Below are 15,722 nucleotides of genomic sequence, written 5' to 3' on the forward strand. Positions count from 1 at the left end.
GCTCCTGCCGCATTCCAGGAGTTGGTTTAAAGGGACTTTGCTAGAAGCCCATTGGCCCTATTGAAGGGGGCAGGTCACTTCCAATATAGACGCCTAGCCGTGAACGAACAATCTCGACTACGAAAATTTCAGCGAATCGCTTTTTTGCGAATCTCCGCGTGCTGAGGAACTCAGATTCTCGCTATGAGCGAAGCCGTGGACGAATGGGGGCAACAGGAAGTGCTTGATAGCGCGCGCTGTAGGAGTTGATCTAGAAAACACCTGGGACATCGGATCGGACCTGATGTTTCGAGCAGCATCGCAATGGCGCCCAAAACCGGCGCAAGCCTATCCTGCCATCACTTTTGCAATATCGTTTTTCCGTTGCTTAGCTGGACGCTTTCCGTGAGGTCTGCCCGTCGAGTCTGCGACGTCGTCCATGCGATTCCGTTAGCCACCTGCAGAAAGTCTGCTTGAGTCTCCGGTCTGTGCAGACTGCTCGTCGAGTTAGCTTCGTGAGGTCGGCGCTGCGAGTTCGTTCCCTTTCGCGCTAGAGTTCGTGAGCTCCGGGTCAAGAATCTGAGAGGGCGCTACCTCGCGTCGCTTCGATCGGTAGCCACAGTCCGACTGGTTGCAGCCAGACGTCAGCTCGCTCCAACGGCACGGTTTGCGATGTGTGGGTAAGTAATCTGTATCGGTGCGCCATGACGTCTGCGAGCGCGAACGCTGGCGTTTGTCGGCTTTGTCCGTCGAGGTCGCATGTTCGGCGACCGTAGTTCGTGGCTTTCAGTGGCCGAGGTTTGCCGATCGCCATGCAGTAGTTTGCAGAGTCGCCCGTTCCGTTCCGCGCGCCTCGGTCTTCGAAGTTGTTTGCTTGCAAACGTCGACAGAAATATTTTTTTATTCCGTCTACTTCCGACGTCTTCCGAGCGCTTCCGAACGTCCTATTTGCGTGTCGGGCAGGGTATTGACGAGCCTTTTATTGATTCGCATGATGACCTCGAAGGCGACGTATGGGAGCGAATCGTGCGGGGTGCAAAGAGCTATACGCGGGCGGAGTGGGACGAATTTTTCCGTGCGCTGGAAGCATTGCCCGAGAAACCCCGGAACGAGCAACGCGTTACGGTCAGCGACGCGATGAAAGAGAAGCGCGCGCAGATCGCTGCGACGCAGGCGAAGGGCTATACGCTCGAAGAGATCGTCCAGGAGGCCGAGCGTAAAGGGATCGACGTCAGCATTGGCGCGGTCAAATATGCGCTGTATCGTCCTATGCCTGCCGATGCGAGCTTCGAGGTAACCGATACACGGGGCAAGAGTAGAGGACAACCGCTGTCGGGACGAAAGAAAGCCGAAAAGCGAGCAGGCAATGCGCGTGACGACGCACGACAACAAGGGGAAAGGGGCGTAAATCAGCCGGGATCGATGCAGATTCAGGACGCGTTCTCGTTTGAGATCAGACCTGATATCGAAAACCTGTAGGAGGTTGCGCGTGGATACGACCCAACCCATATATCTGGTCGGAGGCAGCAAGGGCGGCGTTGGCAAAAGCATGGTCACTCTCGCTCTCGCGGACTACCTGCAGCGGCGCGACGCCCACGCCGTTCTGGTCGAAACGGACACGTCCAATCCTGACGTCATGAAAGCGCTTCGGGATGAGATGAAATGCGCAGCGTATGACCTCGACGATGCGGATGGCTGGATCGGATTCGTCAATTTTTGCGACACACACAGAGGCGATTCGCCGCCAACAGCCTTCACGGCCGCGTGGCACAGCTCGCCGACCGGGCACCGGCGTTCGGGCCGCGTCTCTGGCGCTTCGCCCGTGAGCAGTTTGCGCGCGGGCGTGGCATCTTGTGGACGTCGCAGGTTCGTGGCCTTGAGCGCTTGATCGCAACCTCGAGTTTTGCCCTTTGCACCCCGACAGGATCCGGCAAGACGCTCGTCGCAAACCTTGCGCTGGTGAAGGAGCTTCTGCTGGTTGAGCCGGACCTGGGTGCTGCACCACTCGCCCTCTACCTCGTACCTTCCCGCGCACTAGCCAGTGAAGTGGAAGCGAAGCTTACGAGCGAGCTGGGCGGCGACCTCGTCGTGACCGGCCTCTACGGTGGTGCAGACTGGGGCATAACCGATTACTGGTTGACGGCAGATCGTCCTGTTGTACTGATTGCGACAGTCGAAAAAGCCGAAGCCCTTATGCGCTATGTGGGCCACCTTCTTGTAACCCGCCTCAGGCTGCTGATTGTCGACGAAGCCCATCAGGTCGTGAGTGAGGGCGATGTCAGGGCTGCCGAGGCGCTCGCTGCCCACAGCAGCCGCTCAATGCGGCTTGAGGCGATGGTCTCGCGCTTGCTTGCCGTCAAACCACAGATGGCACGCATTGCACTGACGGCCGTAGCGGGCGGCGCAGCCGGACCGGTCGCGGAATGGATTGAAGGTGTTCCAGATGCCGCTCCTGTCGGGTTAGGCTATAGAAGCAGCCGGCAACTCATCGGTGCGTTGCGTGTTGATCCGCGACATCCTCCTCAGGCACTGCTCGACATCATGAATGGCCAGATGCTGTATGTCCGGGGGCGTGATGCCCCGGTATATCTGCCATTGCGGATTCCTGTGATGCCGCAACCGTCGGCGGTCATCCGCAACAGCCTTGCGCACTTTACCCAGCTCTACGTGTTGTGGACCGCACTGCACTTGCTTGAGGGCGGGCGTCGCGTCTTGATATCGGTCGCGCAGTCGCCGGAGCTGCTGATGAAGCGGTACGCAGAGGCATTCGCGTTGCCGGGATGGAATGCCGTCCAGCCATTTGTTGTCCCGGAAGCACCGGATGACCGTGCGCTCTTCGAGGAGGCCCGCGCCGTCTGCAGGGATTTCTGTGGTCAAGACTCATTTGAATTGCGGTTGCTGGAACGGGGCGTTGCGACAAGTCATGGACAGATGCCTCAAAGGCTACGCCGCCTGATGACGGACCTTATCGATCGCCGGATTTGCCCCATTACGCTCGCAACAGCAACACTCACGGAAGGGGTGAATCTGCCTTTCGACATGATTTTCGTTACCAGCCTTGAACGCAGAAGTTTCGACGCGGTGACAGGGCAGCCAATCGTCATGCCGATGTCCACGGCGGAATTTCGCAACCTTGCTGGTCGGGCGGGGCGCCCCGGCGCAGCGGAGTCAATCGAAGGTATGACGCTCGTGGCGGTACCGGAATCGGTGTCAACGACGGCGCCAGCTCAGCGGAACGAACAACTGCGTCAAGTCCTACGCAGCGCGGGCCACTACGACGACTTACTTCGTCGACTGCAGGCCGAGGAAGCCGCTGCCGAAGTGCGTAGTCCCTTGGTCGTACTACTGCGTTCCATCTGGCAAAAGGCTGCGGAGCTGTTGGGATTGCAGACCGAAGAACAGTTTCACGCATGGCTGGAGGCTACCTTGCCCGAAGCGGCCGGAGTAAATCTTGGCGTTGGATCACGAGTGCCTGCGGACCTGTTAGGTGATAGTCTCGATGAACTGGACAGTTTCCTTCTGTCTGCGACAGAGGAGCTAGCGCGTGTCGAGGCAGTTCCCGCAGATGGCGCGCGTACAGAAGCCTTTCTCGCGAACCTTTGGCAGCGTACCTTTGCGCGGGTTGTCGCTGCCAACGAAGCGTGGCTTGAGCGTAGCTTCATCAAGCGTGGACGCGCGTTTGTGGAGAGGCTCTATCCCGACGCCCAGCTTCGGCGAAGGCTCTATCAGTACGGATTTACGCCGTACATTGGTCGAAGATTCGAACTCGTTGCACCGGCGCTCCTTGCCGACCTGCAGGCTGCTGCAGACTATGGCGGCTGGGATGCGCAACGCCGATTCAATCTGGTCACACAACTTGGCGAGCGGATCCGGGCAGAGCCTGGGATCGGATTCCGGGCACGCGATACGGTTGGTGACAGAGCGGTGCTTGAGGACTGGCAGAGAGTGACGGGTTGGTGGATGCAGTCGGGCGCCGCTATGCCGCCGGGCGCGGAGCAGTTGCGGGCTTGGCAACGGTTCGTCACCGAAAATCTCGAGTTTCGTCTCGGCGTAGCAGTCGGTGCCGCTGTCAGCCAGGCATGGGGGCGGAATGCTGGCATAGAGATACCTACGCTAGAGACCTGGCGCGCTATCAGCGGCTTGCCTTGGATCGGCTTCTGGTTCCGCGAGTTGTTGCGCTGGGGGACACTGGACCCCTTCGTCGCTTTCGCACTTGGCCAAGGGCTTGCCCGTACCCGCGATGAAGCGATGCGCCGTCGCGGGGAATTCGAGGGCTGGCTGCGGGCTGAAGGCATAGGCGTGGAAGCCGAGACGTTGATCGATCCGCGACGCTTTCTTGCATGGCAACGGTCACTCGAAGCTCACGCCGCTGCTGCCGAGAACGTCCAAAGGAGTCCAGCGCACTTGACAACAGTCGATGGTCGGAGAGCCAGCTACGATGTACGGCCTATCGCCTTAGCTGACGGCATTCGCTGGATAGACGCCGCAGGATATTCTGTTGCGCAGTCGCCGGCTGCGCGAGAACTCCTGACGGATCGACCAGAGAGGCATGATTTTCGCGTGACAGTTATGCCGAATGTCGAAGTCTTGCGAACCTATTGACCTATCTCATCTGGGGTGAGCAAAGAGCGCGAGCCGGAACGCAGACGTGGACTTGCAAATTTCAAAGGGCGGCACAGGAAAATGGATGCAGAGTTGAAGCGGCTCATCGCGGAGGAGGAAGAAAGACGGACGAGCGTCTTTTTTTCGGAGCATGAACTGTTTGTCATGGCGTTCATAACCAAGCCTGTCCGACTGGTAGGGCTGGCATCGTCAAGGAAGCTGGACAGGGCTTTCGCAGACGTGATCAAGACGATCAGCCAGCAATGGCGGACACACGTGTGGCGCACTGATTACTTCAAGGGTGGGTTGCCGGTTCCAGTCCCCTTTGTGCTCGGAGGCGAGGGGCAGCATTTTTTCTGGTATCTGGTGCTGTCTCTTACCGAGGATTCTCATGCGTCACGTGGGGAGCTACGCGCCGAAATTTCGTTGAGACTTTCTGAAATGTTCCGGTCTCATCAGCTACGCTGCCACATCCTTTGTGCTCCCGTTGGGCAGGCGGCGCTCAAATGGCACTACGCTGCGCAGAGAATGTTCTCCAAGTTGCAACGTCCGGCCGCAAACGCGGTCGTCAAAGCGCCAAAGGGGGAGAGTACGTCGAGAAAACGCGTGTCAAGCAATGGTCTTATGTTTGCTATGGAAGGTTCAATGTCCGTCGGGGATTTTCTGACCCGGTTCGATGAGAATTCACAACGCCTTGCGAACGAAATATTGGAGCTTCCCCGTTATTATCGGCAGGAGACTCGCGATTATAAATATCTGCGCGAGGAGCATATCCCTATCCGCGTTTTCATCCGGCGCCAGCAGATAGAAGTCGATGCCCAGGTACAACTGGGGCGTGAGACGGAGCCTTGGGACGCCCGTATCGTAACCAAGGATGGCACGGAGATCATTCTCGAGGTGGTTCAGGCGTTGCCGCGCGAAGCGCATCACTATCGCGCCGCGGCGGCTTCGAATGTGTGGCTACCACTGGAGGAGCGAACGCGGCACCAGCGGGCGATAGACGAGTTTCCAGAGCCAATCATTCGCGCCATAAGGGACAAGCATAAGATGAACTATCCTGAAGCCCGCGTGCTCCTGGTCTCCGTAATGGGCGAATACAGCGATGAGGACGATTTTGTGATCCGTGAGTGGTTGAGCGAGGTACAGAAAACCGCCGACCTGAATCGAGGGCAATTCAGCAGTATCTACCTTGTCGAGATGGCTCGCGCACGGCTGTTTAAGATTTTTTGACCTGCCGACGGGATATTGCATTGCTATGTCTCATGCTGAAGCAGGTGAGAGGCGACTGGTCTGGGCGCCAATGTGTCTTAGCTTCTGCAAGTTTTGCCGGTAGCGCATTCAAGGAATGCCTGATGGTGTCGATGACGCAGGATCCTAGCAGTAGTTTGAGATCGAAATGACGAGCCGATAGCTTCTGTGAAGATATGCAGTAAGAGGCACGGCCTCTACTAGGAGGTAACTATTGATGGGGACTCCCGTTCAAAATCTTGAAAAAGAACACTTTCCGGGGTGGCCTCGATTTCGTGATGCTTTGAAGAAGGTAAATGCGACTCATGCAGTCAATGTGGTTCGCTTGTTTACGCATCAGGTAGCGCAAAGGAACGAGGGTTCGTTTGCTGGAGTTTCACCAATTTTCGATATGAATCTCCACCCCGTCGTAAAAGAATGGTTTCTTGAGCTCAACCTTGGGGAATTGCGGGAAGCGCTGAGCGTATCAGCCCGGGAAGGAATACTCCACCTTCTCAGGTCAGCCTGTGCCCAGGTTAGCCAACTTCGTGACAGCCATGATGCATTGAGTGGACGGCTTGAGTTGCCGGCGGAGCTTAGGTATGAGAGATTGCTAAGAAAACTGTGGTTTACCCATCTGGAACAATTGGGGACCACCTGGGCGCCCAAGCTTGAAATTGGTCGGAGCCGGCGCATGTTCGTGGAAATATGGGCGTTGCTTCTTTCGGACGAACGTATCCGTGTTGCATCGCTAGGACGCACAGCCTTCCTCGACATATCGAACAGATTGCTGCTCATCATGGGGTTGTGGCAGTCCGCAGGTTATCATCCGGATATTCGCATTCTGATGAAGCCCACAGCGTTCGGCGAAGCGCAGCTGTCCACAATCATGGAGACGGCCTTTCCGGCGCTTCAAGAGGTGCAGGGTGAGCTTGGAAAGGTTCCGGCATACCCTCGCACCATTCAGAATCTGTTTCATCGATACCCGATAGTCAGGGTGGGCGAGTGGGGCTTACTCGCTCCTCTTCCTCACCTGATGTTGCAATGGTGGGATCTGCAGAATCTCTTTGACGCTATGGAGTGTGCCATTGCGAACTTGGGCGAGCGAAGCGGTGCTGTCCAGTTCTATCGTGCATTAGGGCTCGTCGCTGAGGAATATATGCGTGATTTGCTGCGCGAAATTGCATCAGCGTCGGAGCAGGTTGAATTTGTTGCGCCGTTCGATTTTCTGCCTGGGCACGAGAGCCCTGATGGATTTCTGCATTGCCAGGATAACAGGGCCGTCATCTTCGAATCCAAATGCTACCGAATTCCACAGCGGCATTACGAGTCCGTTAAACTGGATGACTTTCTGAGTTGGTTCTCAAATTTGCTTGGCGCAAACGACAGTGGGCGATTACCTCTTCGTCAAGGGCAAGCATTCTTTTCGGAGTGGTTGGCTTCGAATGATTCGATCGCGCGCAATCTTAGAGGTGCGGTTGCAGACAAGAGTTTGTATGTAATTGTCTCGTACGAAGACGTGCCATTTTTCGTTTCGATGAAACGTTTTCGTAACTGGTACCGAACTAAACTGGAAAATGAAACGTTAGACTTGTGGTCGAAGACTCTGGTGATCTCTATTCGGGATCTGGAGGTATTCGCTGCGGCCGCTCGCGTCGCAGGCGAGACGGAAGGTCCGCCTCTTCCGTTTTCACCAGCTGGCATTCTCGCCGACTATCTTCATTATCAGAACACCGCGCCCGATGCGGAAGAGACAACGGGAAACAAAATGGTTAAATCCGGGTTGGGAGCTTGGCTTATTGGACGTTGGCCAGCCGTTAGTCGGTCTGAGCCGCGGGTGACCGAGGCAGCACGGGACCGACTTTTTCAGGCTATGCATCGCGCTGGATTTCCATCTGATCAGCCGGCTAACTGATATTCGGTGCGAGAAGCATCATCGTGTTCATGTATCGGTGTATCGCCACATCGGGAGATTCCTTGTTTGGCAGGTCACAGCGACCGCAATGTGAATCTCCTTGGATGAGGCTCTCTCAATTGACGTCGTGACACTGGCTGGCTCTGGTCGGACCACATTGGAAAACGCCTGACGGTATCGATGACGGTATTACTGCGACCAATCGCATCGAAGGATTCTTCTTCGCGATTGCTTCGGTGAGGTTGACGCTGATTTCCATTGTGGTCCATAAAGAGGTGGCGAGTGCCGATAGCATTTTTTGGTATCGTTGCCGGTATCGGCCCGGAACGACTTGATGGAGCGCCGCGACGCAAGGGGGCTGAGGCCTGCCATTGACAATCGAGTGGGTATCAACAACTCAGCGTTAGATCATCGAAACCGGTTTTCTCGCCGATCGTCGCGATTGACGGAAACCACTCCTGAATCAGAAGCGATTGCGATTCTTTGCAACCTAATCCACGCTTTTGTGATTTGGGGGTGGGAAATGACCGTGTTCCAAGCAGAGGTACTTCGCGTGTACCAGCTCAGCCCTCTTGCTCGGCGACAAGCTTCGCTTCCGCCAATTCATACGCAATACTGTCCCACCCAGTCTCCCGAGCGTACTTAACCATCCTGTCGACGGTGCGTATTGGTGCCGCCCGGCGCAACGACGCAGGAACTTCTAACGGACTCATCTTCCACGGCAGGAGGGTATGGCCGGCTTCGGCGGCACACCGGCTCAGGACGGCGGCGATCCGAAAACCGCCTTCGTCAACGTCGCCCCAATGCAGCACTGGAGTTGAAACCGGGAGCTTGGAGAGCAACCGGAGGTACATTGCCCGCCATGCGGGGGAGGGCATTCCAGCCGTGTAGAGGCACAGCACATCTGAGTCACAGTGCTGGCGCGCCCACACGTGGAACGTTGTCTGGTTCTCGATGGTCAGCACCTTGCTGGGTATTGACCCGAGCCCCAGGACCGTGGACGGAGGCAGGGCGCAGTAGGGGCAGTCCAGCTGGAACGCACCGCGCTCCCGGCGGACCACGATGTTGCCGGCCAGACGCGCTGGCTGCGGCTCGCGGTAGAGGCCGAGCTCCTGCAAAACTTCAGCGTCCGGGCGCGCGTCGTCGTCGATGTTGCCTGCCAGCAGTGCATCGAGGCAAGGCACGAGGGACTCGATACACTTGCTATTCTTGAATAGGCGTGCGCTGGCGTCCCTCACCGGCGTTTCCGTGGCGCCGAGCGCCACCTGAGCCTGGCAGTATGTGATGACGTCGCATGCCATTGCCCAGTTGGCAGCAGCGTCGGGCCCCGTGCCACGGACCTTCTTGAGTCTCTCCCAACTAGACAAGACGTCGTTCAAGATCGGGTGCTCGCCGAGGTGCGAGGCGAGAGCCCGTCTTGCCGACTGGACTCGCACCGCATGGGGCACCTTGCCCAGGATCGACGCCAGTTTGTCGACGTCAATCAGTTCGACGCGCTCAATGAGCCCCTGGGGATCCCTCCGAGGGCGCAGTGCCATGATTGCGCCCTCGGCCTGAGCGTAGGCCATCACCGCCTCGAAGTCCTCTTTGGCCTTTAGGCCGCGCAACTCGTGGTACTCGGACAGCGCGGAGCCCGTCAGGGCGGGCCGCCGCACGGCTGCGCCGGCTGCATGCTTGTCAGCAGACTTTAGTAGTCGCTCCAACGCCTTTCTGGCCAGCGGATCCATCTCGGTCTGGTCTTGGCGGCTCATGCTGCGGCATCTTCCGTCGAGTCGGCCTGCGGTAGGTATTGCCTTCTGATCTCTGCTTCGATCAGTTCCGGGTTGAATTCAGGCAGGTCGGCGCGGAACATCTCGCGTGTCTCGGGGGATATATCGTGGCCCTCGAGTACTACCACATTGCTCTCGGCATCGCGCATGATGTCGTAGTAGCGATCAAGGAAGGCGGTCAGGCTACCTAAGGCGTCACCTGTGCTGGCCATGAAGACCTGCAGGCCGAGCTCCTCGAAATAGCGCATGGTGGCCACGATATTCCTCGGGTCCATCTTGATGAAGGCCTCGTCAATCACCAGCAGCCGGATACCGGTATCGTCGCCGCGCTCCAGCCGATAGGCTGACGAAAGTGCGGCACCCGCGATCACATACAGCGGAGCGCGATGCTCGCCACCAGAGCCGGACCCGACACGTTTGCTAAGCCAGCCGATGTGCTTGGTCGTGCCAGTGGAGGTCTCTTCGCGGAGCACCTCGATGTCGAAGTCGAAGAACTCGCGATAGTCGTCCAGGGGGGACTTCATCGCGGCCGCCCCGGTGACCGTCTTTTCGCGCATCAGCTCTTCGAACTCCTTGGGCAACTCTCCAGCACCGCCGAGCAGGTCCTCGGTCGGGCCGTATTGGGCGACGTCCTTGATGAACTTCAGCAGCACGGCGAAAGCAGGTCGCACATGTGAGCGGAACTGATAGCGTTCGTTGTTGGTGAACATCGGCGCCAGGCGCAGGGCCTCGTTCATTCGGTTGACGGTGTCGCTCAACCACTCAAGGTGCTCGTGCAGAGCCACCGCAACATCGTTGCGGAAGGTGCTCTTGGCAGCGCTCAGGGCATCTTCCATTCGGGCTTTATTTTCGCGCAGGCCCGTCTCGGTTAGGACTATGACCCGTGCGTCCAGCCAAGCGCGGGCGCTGCGCCAGTCGTCCTGGGTCCCGGCAGGCATGAACTCGTTATGCCTGACAAGGAACGCCGACAGCTTTTGCATGGCGCTGGACCATTTCTGACGGGAGTCTGTCTCAGCGCGGTTGCTGCGGTGTTTGCAATCGGCGACGATCTCATTGAAAGACAGGCCCTGGCGTGTCAATAGCCTTTCCCATTGGTCTGATGCGTAGTCGGCGTCGTAGCCGTCAACCTCACGTGCTGCTTCAGCGATTCCTTGCTGGGTAACGGCTCGGGACTGCTTCGTCTTGGTGTCTTCGCGCTTTTGCTGACATGCTGTCTCTGCTGCACCGACCGCCTCGGCAGCAGCAAGCAGCTGTTTTCGCACATTGCCCAAGGTCGCCTCTGCTGCTTGGGCTACATGCACCAAGTGGCGATACTCGTCAGTATCGAGGGCTTGCAGACGCTGCGTCAGATCCTCCTCGTCGGCAGCCTCTTTGATCACGCGATCGAAGATTTCGAGAACCTCATGAATCTTCTCCTGCTCTCCACCCACGAATGGGCCTAGGTTATTCAAGAGCTGCTTGAGTTTGGCGTACCTTTCCTTGAGGTCATCAATTTTCTCTTGGAGCTGACGGGCTTGTTCGGCGATAGAAGTGCGAGTCGCTGCAGAGGTCGGGCCGATCTTGAAGAGGGCGGGATTCCCCGGCTTCTTGCGTACCATCTCGCCATCAGCCAGCAACATGCCGTCCTTGGTCAATGCGAAGCGATGAGCGAAGCATTCGTCCTCAGTCTCCGCCCGTTGCGTGTCACCGAACTTGGATCGCAGGTAGTTGACCGCTGCGGCGCTGTTACCACTGATTAGCTCTGCCACGGCACCGCGCCTGGGGCTGCTGCGACTGGAGAATTTGCTGGGCATCACGACCTTCGCATCGTAGATCGCAGCCTGACGCGACACCCGGAATGCCTTGCGCTCGTCGATCTCGTCAACTAGCAGGGCTTGCATGTTTGACGTACCCAGATAGGACTCGATGGCAGGTTGCCAGTCTGGGTCGTCGACACGCACCAGGTCGCACACCGGAGTAGCGTCCACGCCAGCGTTGGCTAGCGCGCGTTTGAGCGCCGCAGCCGGCCCCTCCAGAGGGGGCTTGCCCTTGGCGATACGCTCCTGGTTCTCTTGGACGGCGGCGAGCTCGGCCTCGGTTGCCGTCTGCGCGCGACCAACGGACTGCATCTCCTCGAACACCTCGTTGCTTAATAGCTTGGCTGCGCGCAGCGCCTTGCGGACTGTCGCCTCTACTGCATCGCGTCTGCTGATGTTATCCCCGTCTAGCAGTGCGTGGACGTCCTTGAGCGCCAGTGCCGTGGCCTCGTCGCTGTTGGCGACGAGCTTGCCAGGGATCTGCGCGTCGATAGCCCTGCCGATGGCTTTGATGCTGCGATGCAGTCCGGTCCTTTGTTCAGTGAGCCGGTTTTGTATCTTGGCGAGGCTTTCCCGCAGCAACGCAGCGTCCGCGTGGGACGCGTGCTTGTCCCGGGCAGAGGCGCTATCGCGTGCGTGTTGCTCGGCCGCTTCGACCTGACAGTTGACTTCGTCACGGCGCGCATTGGCGGCTTCCAGTGCTGCTGATGCCCGGCCCTCGGCTTCCTCTGCGGCGGTCACCGCCTCGTTGGCAACCTCGAGCTCGGCAGCTTGGGCCAAGGCAGCGAGCGAGACCGAATGGGTGCTGCGTCGGTGTGCGTCGGCGAAATCCGTCTCGATCAATTCGGCCTCGTCGAGCTTGGCCTGCACGTTGCGCACGAGGGCGGCCATCTCCTGGAAAGTGTGCAGCACTTCCTTGAATCGCTTGATGTTGGTCGGCCGGGTCTCCAGCACCTGCTGGCGGACGATGTCGTCGACGCTCTTGTCGAACTTCATGCGCAGGCCGAAACGGAACGCTTGGCGATAGGCATCCAAGCGCGGCGCACCACGTGTGCCCCTTAGCCGGAACAGCATCGCGTTGACGAAGCGCTCGGAGTCGTGGAAGAGCACTTCCTCGCCGTGAGCACGTTGTGAGAGCATCTGTCTGAAGCTCGCCCATGGCCGTGGCCGATATTCGCCATCGACCAGTTCCAGATGGTCGGTAAGTGCGATGTCCGCGGGAAGAATGTAGCGACCTTGCACGTCGGACTTTTCGCGGTCGGCGCTCACGTAGATGCTTACACCGGTCGAGACAATTTCCTGAGTCGTCGTGTCTTCCCAGACTAGGGTGATGTAGGTGTTGGCACTGTCGCGAACGCGCGCATCCGGTGAGTCGCCGTACTGGCCTAGGCAATAGCTGCGGATATTGCGGCTGTTGTGGTTGGACTCGTCCGCTTGTGCATTGAAGGCGACGCCGGCGCTACCGCGGCTCTCGTTGGCACCTAGCATCACGATTTGCACGGCGTCCAGGAGCGAGGATTTGCCGCTGCCGTTGGCGCCGAAGATGCCGCAGTTTGTGCCGACTTCGACATCACGCATTTCGTACAAGAAAAACTGGACTACTCGGATCCGGATCAGCTTCTTCATACGGTACCGCCTTCTTCCGTGGTGGAGGCGACCGCATGGTCCACGCCGTCCACCTCGGCGTCGGGGCTGGTGAACAGGGCGATGCGTGCCAGCGCCGCCTCTCCTAGGACCTCGGCGATGCCGGGACGGATGATGACCACGTAAGGTTGATCCGTATCGTGACCGAACTGGTTGCCGTCCTCGTCCGACACCCGGGCGAGGCCCCAGCGCCGCATCCACTGGATCAGCGCGGCGAGCTTCCCTCCAGTGGCCAACTCGCGGCCACCGGTCATTTGCTTGTACTTGACCTCCAGCGTGACCAGATCACAGGCCACCTCGCCGTTCTCATCATGGTGCCCGGATCGAGTCTCCTCGTCGAAGATCTTGCGTAGCACCAGTGCTAGCAGCGTCTGGTCCACGGTGACCGGCGAGGCCCGTGCGTGTTTGGGGATAGCGCAGGCATATCGCAGTTGGCTGTTGACACGCACGATGTAGCCCAAGGGTTCCAGAGCCCGCTTGAACTCACGCTCGAAGTCGCGGATCAGCCCGTAGACCACCTTGCTGGCGCGATCCGCGGCGTACAAGACCTGTTCGGTGATTAGTCGATTCGCCGCTGCCTCGAAATCATCCTCGGTGACGACGTTCTTGGTGGCCGTAGCCGCATCCGTCCAGAAACTCATTGGCTTCCTCCCTTGGCAGGCTTGGTTGTTCTTGCGATCGTGAAGGGCAGGTGAGAGATGCCCTGGCTCTGAACCTCTTCGCCTTCCATCCGGACCGTGGTGAATCCGCTGCTCATTGCCCGTGCGTTGGCGCGCAGCACCTTGCTGGACGTCGCGTTCGCTGTGGCAATCGTGCACAAGACCTGTAGCGCTCGGATTGACTCAACGTTATTCACTTGGAGGGCGGTGCTGGGCACCGCATCAGCCTCGCCTAGCTGTTGGCGCACGAACGCCGCGAGCTTTGGCAGCGACATAGTGCGCCGGTCCCGAGCCATCAGGGCCAGGCGGGCCCTGGCCTCCTGCTCCGGGGACATCGTTTGTTTGCGTAGTCCGCTGGGCGGCGGACGCTTGGTCTCGACGCGGGGCGAAGCGAGCCGTTCGCCACCGATGCAGTCTCCGGGAGCAAACGGTGCCAGTGCCGCCGCCTTGGTGCCCTGCTTGACAACGGTGTCGATGGCTTGATTGATCAATTCGTCGAGGGGGCGGGCGGCCCGAAGCCGGTAGTCTAGGTAGGCCAACGCCAGCTTGTTGGCGCGCCGGATTTCGTCGTCCAGCCGATCCAGGTATTCGTCGATCCGGCGCAGATCCTCTACCTTCTGGATGTCGCGCTCGAACATGGCTTCAGCGCGGGTAGGGTCGCGGCCAGCCTGCTTCTCGAGGTACCACTGGATTAGCCGAGCGCGCAGGTCTTGCGTCTGCTGGATATGGGCCACCATGCGTAGGATCTCTTGGCGCCGGGCCAGGGGATGCTCGCGTGTGCGCAGTTCCTTGTAGTCGCCGATGAACATGCGCTCGACGTAGTCGTCGAAGAAGCGTCGCACGAACTCGCCGGTGGCGTCGACGCGACCGATCTCCAACATCAGATCGCGCACATTCGTACCTGCAATGCGGACGTGTTCAAGTAGGGCGCGCGACTGGCGGGCTGCCTCCTGTAGCGAGGCACCATCTGTACTCTCGTCCAGAAGCAGCTTCAGGTTGGCTTCGATGCTGCGGATTTTGCCGGAGACGAATTCCGCGCCGGTGTGAGCGAACTCGACTAGGCGGTTCATGAACTGGGCGACGGCTGGTGCCATCGTCACCATCTCGCGCACGCCCACTCGGTCCACGCGAATCCACCCCGCATCGCGCAAGCGATTGAAGACCATGATGGCTCGGATCGCCAGCGGTGTGGCTGGCGTCACGTCATCGCCTTCCGGAGTCCAATCCTGGTACTGGAGTTCCTCGGCGATGTCGGCAGTGATTTCGCGCATCAAGAAGCCGGTGCTCGGCGGCAATGGGGCCTCAGGTCCGAAGCGTTTGGCGTGCAGCACGCACAGCAGTGTCCAATATTGGAAGCGATTGGCTGAGGCCAGCGGCGCGAAAAGGCGGTCGGGCAGGCGTTTGAAGAGCGGTGGATAGCGTTCGGCCACCTTCTCTTGGCGAATTTGATCGGTTAGGTCATGAACAGCCATTGCTGGCACTCCTCCGTGTTCTCAACCGCCATTTGATAGTCGGGGGGCATCTGTCGATCGATGTCCGTCGCTGCCATGAGCTCCTGCACCATGTATTTCAGGAGGGCTGCTCTGCAGCTTTCGATTCGCGCCGAGGCCCCATTGAAGTATTCATTTCTGACAACCAGTTGCTGCGATGGGGCTAGGCTAGGGTGAGCGGTAATCCTGACCTGAAGAACTGTGGACCAGGCGACGTCGGTCGAGACATCTATCAAGCTGGGATCTGAGAGCAGTTTGATATTGCTCATTCGCCCTAATACGAAGTCACGGAAATCTTGCCGATGCAGACAGTAGCCGCGAACATGCCACCGTCGTCCCGCCCGTAACAGGCTGTGAGGCTCGACGATTCGCTCGTGTGGCTCCGGGTTATTCATGGAGCAATAGAGGAACTTCACTCTGAGGTGATCCGCGATGGCCAGGCTTAACCGGGAGAAGATGCGTGGCGAGGTGTGGGCAAAGTCCCACGAAATTGAAAGTGGCTTGCCCGGCGCGTTCAGGGCATGTGGGACCAGCATGGCGCTAAGGGCGCTTGACCGCGAGGCGGGACCTATCCGTGATTTCGTGGGCGAGGCATATCATGAGGTGTAAAAATCATGGATATGCCGATGAAGAAGAAAAGG

General features: G+C 58.8%; 9 protein-coding genes and 1 pseudogene. 5 read left to right on the plus strand and 5 right to left on the minus strand.

The window, feature by feature from the left end; all coding sequences use genetic code 11:
• Positions 1-849: 849 nt before the first annotated feature.
• From DIE22_RS37215 to DIE22_RS37235, 5 genes and pseudogenes are all read left to right on the plus strand, one after another.
• A complete protein-coding gene (locus DIE22_RS37215) occupies positions 850-1,458 on the plus strand; it encodes a hypothetical protein (RefSeq protein ID WP_260426868.1) in 609 nt (202 codons plus the stop codon).
• A gap of 10 nt (positions 1,459-1,468) precedes the next feature.
• Positions 1,469-1,744: pseudogene (locus tag DIE22_RS37220) on the plus strand (P-loop NTPase); the annotation flags it as partial.
• An 86-nt stretch (positions 1,745-1,830) separates the two neighbouring features.
• Positions 1,831-4,581: a DEAD/DEAH box helicase gene (locus DIE22_RS37225; protein WP_221623919.1), complete on the plus strand. Its 2,751-nt coding sequence runs from the start codon at positions 1,831-1,833 to the stop codon at positions 4,579-4,581.
• An 81-nt stretch (positions 4,582-4,662) separates the two neighbouring features.
• On the plus strand, positions 4,663-5,811 hold the full coding sequence (locus DIE22_RS37230; protein WP_124607489.1) for a hypothetical protein: 1,149 nt from the start codon (positions 4,663-4,665) through the stop codon (positions 5,809-5,811).
• A gap of 235 nt (positions 5,812-6,046) precedes the next feature.
• A complete protein-coding gene (locus DIE22_RS37235; protein ID WP_124607490.1) occupies positions 6,047-7,723 on the plus strand; it encodes a hypothetical protein in 1,677 nt (558 codons plus the stop codon).
• A 563-nt stretch (positions 7,724-8,286) separates the two neighbouring features.
• Here DIE22_RS37235 and DIE22_RS37240 read toward each other — a convergent pair.
• From DIE22_RS37240 to DIE22_RS37260, 5 genes are read right to left on the minus strand one after another with little or no spacing between them, the layout of a single operon-like run.
• Positions 8,287-9,474 carry a Wadjet anti-phage system protein JetD domain-containing protein gene (locus tag DIE22_RS37240; RefSeq protein ID WP_124607491.1) on the minus strand — a complete coding sequence of 396 codons (1,188 nt, stop codon included), beginning with the start codon at positions 9,472-9,474 and terminating at the stop codon, positions 8,287-8,289.
• Complete coding sequence (locus DIE22_RS37245; RefSeq protein ID WP_124607492.1) at positions 9,471-12,914, minus strand: SbcC/MukB-like Walker B domain-containing protein; 3,444 nt, start codon at positions 12,912-12,914, stop codon at positions 9,471-9,473. The genes DIE22_RS37240 and DIE22_RS37245 overlap by 4 nt, the downstream gene beginning before the upstream one ends.
• Positions 12,911-13,573 carry a DUF4194 domain-containing protein gene (locus DIE22_RS37250; protein ID WP_124607493.1) on the minus strand — a complete coding sequence of 221 codons (663 nt, stop codon included), beginning with the start codon at positions 13,571-13,573 and terminating at the stop codon, positions 12,911-12,913. Before DIE22_RS37250 ends, DIE22_RS37245 begins: the two co-directional genes overlap by 4 nt.
• The gene (locus DIE22_RS37255; RefSeq protein ID WP_124607494.1) at positions 13,570-15,063 is read right to left on the minus strand and encodes a Wadjet anti-phage system protein JetA family protein; all 1,494 of its coding nucleotides are present in this window, start codon (positions 15,061-15,063) and stop codon (positions 13,570-13,572) included. The genes DIE22_RS37250 and DIE22_RS37255 overlap by 4 nt, the downstream gene beginning before the upstream one ends.
• Complete coding sequence (locus tag DIE22_RS37260) at positions 15,045-15,617, minus strand: WYL domain-containing protein (RefSeq protein WP_124607495.1); 573 nt, start codon at positions 15,615-15,617, stop codon at positions 15,045-15,047. Before DIE22_RS37260 ends, DIE22_RS37255 begins: the two co-directional genes overlap by 19 nt.
• Positions 15,618-15,722: the final 105 nt, after the last annotated feature.

Source organism: Burkholderia sp. Bp9142 (genome assembly GCF_003853415.1).
GTDB lineage: Bacteria > Pseudomonadota > Gammaproteobacteria > Burkholderiales > Burkholderiaceae > Burkholderia.

Coding starts and splice junctions, on each gene's coding strand:
- DIE22_RS37230 (WP_124607489.1), top strand. CDS start 4,663: ATGGATGCAGAGTTGAAGCGGCTCATCGCGGAGGAGGAAGAAAGACGG.
- DIE22_RS37235 (WP_124607490.1), top strand. CDS start 6,047: ATGGGGACTCCCGTTCAAAATCTTGAAAAAGAACACTTTCCGGGGTGG.
- DIE22_RS37240 (WP_124607491.1), bottom strand. CDS start 9,474: ATGAGCCGCCAAGACCAGACCGAGATGGATCCGCTGGCCAGAAAGGCG.
- DIE22_RS37245 (WP_124607492.1), bottom strand. CDS start 12,914: ATGAAGAAGCTGATCCGGATCCGAGTAGTCCAGTTTTTCTTGTACGAA.
- DIE22_RS37250 (WP_124607493.1), bottom strand. CDS start 13,573: ATGAGTTTCTGGACGGATGCGGCTACGGCCACCAAGAACGTCGTCACC.
- DIE22_RS37255 (WP_124607494.1), bottom strand. CDS start 15,063: ATGGCTGTTCATGACCTAACCGATCAAATTCGCCAAGAGAAGGTGGCC.
- DIE22_RS37260 (WP_124607495.1), bottom strand. CDS start 15,617: ATGCTGGTCCCACATGCCCTGAACGCGCCGGGCAAGCCACTTTCAATT.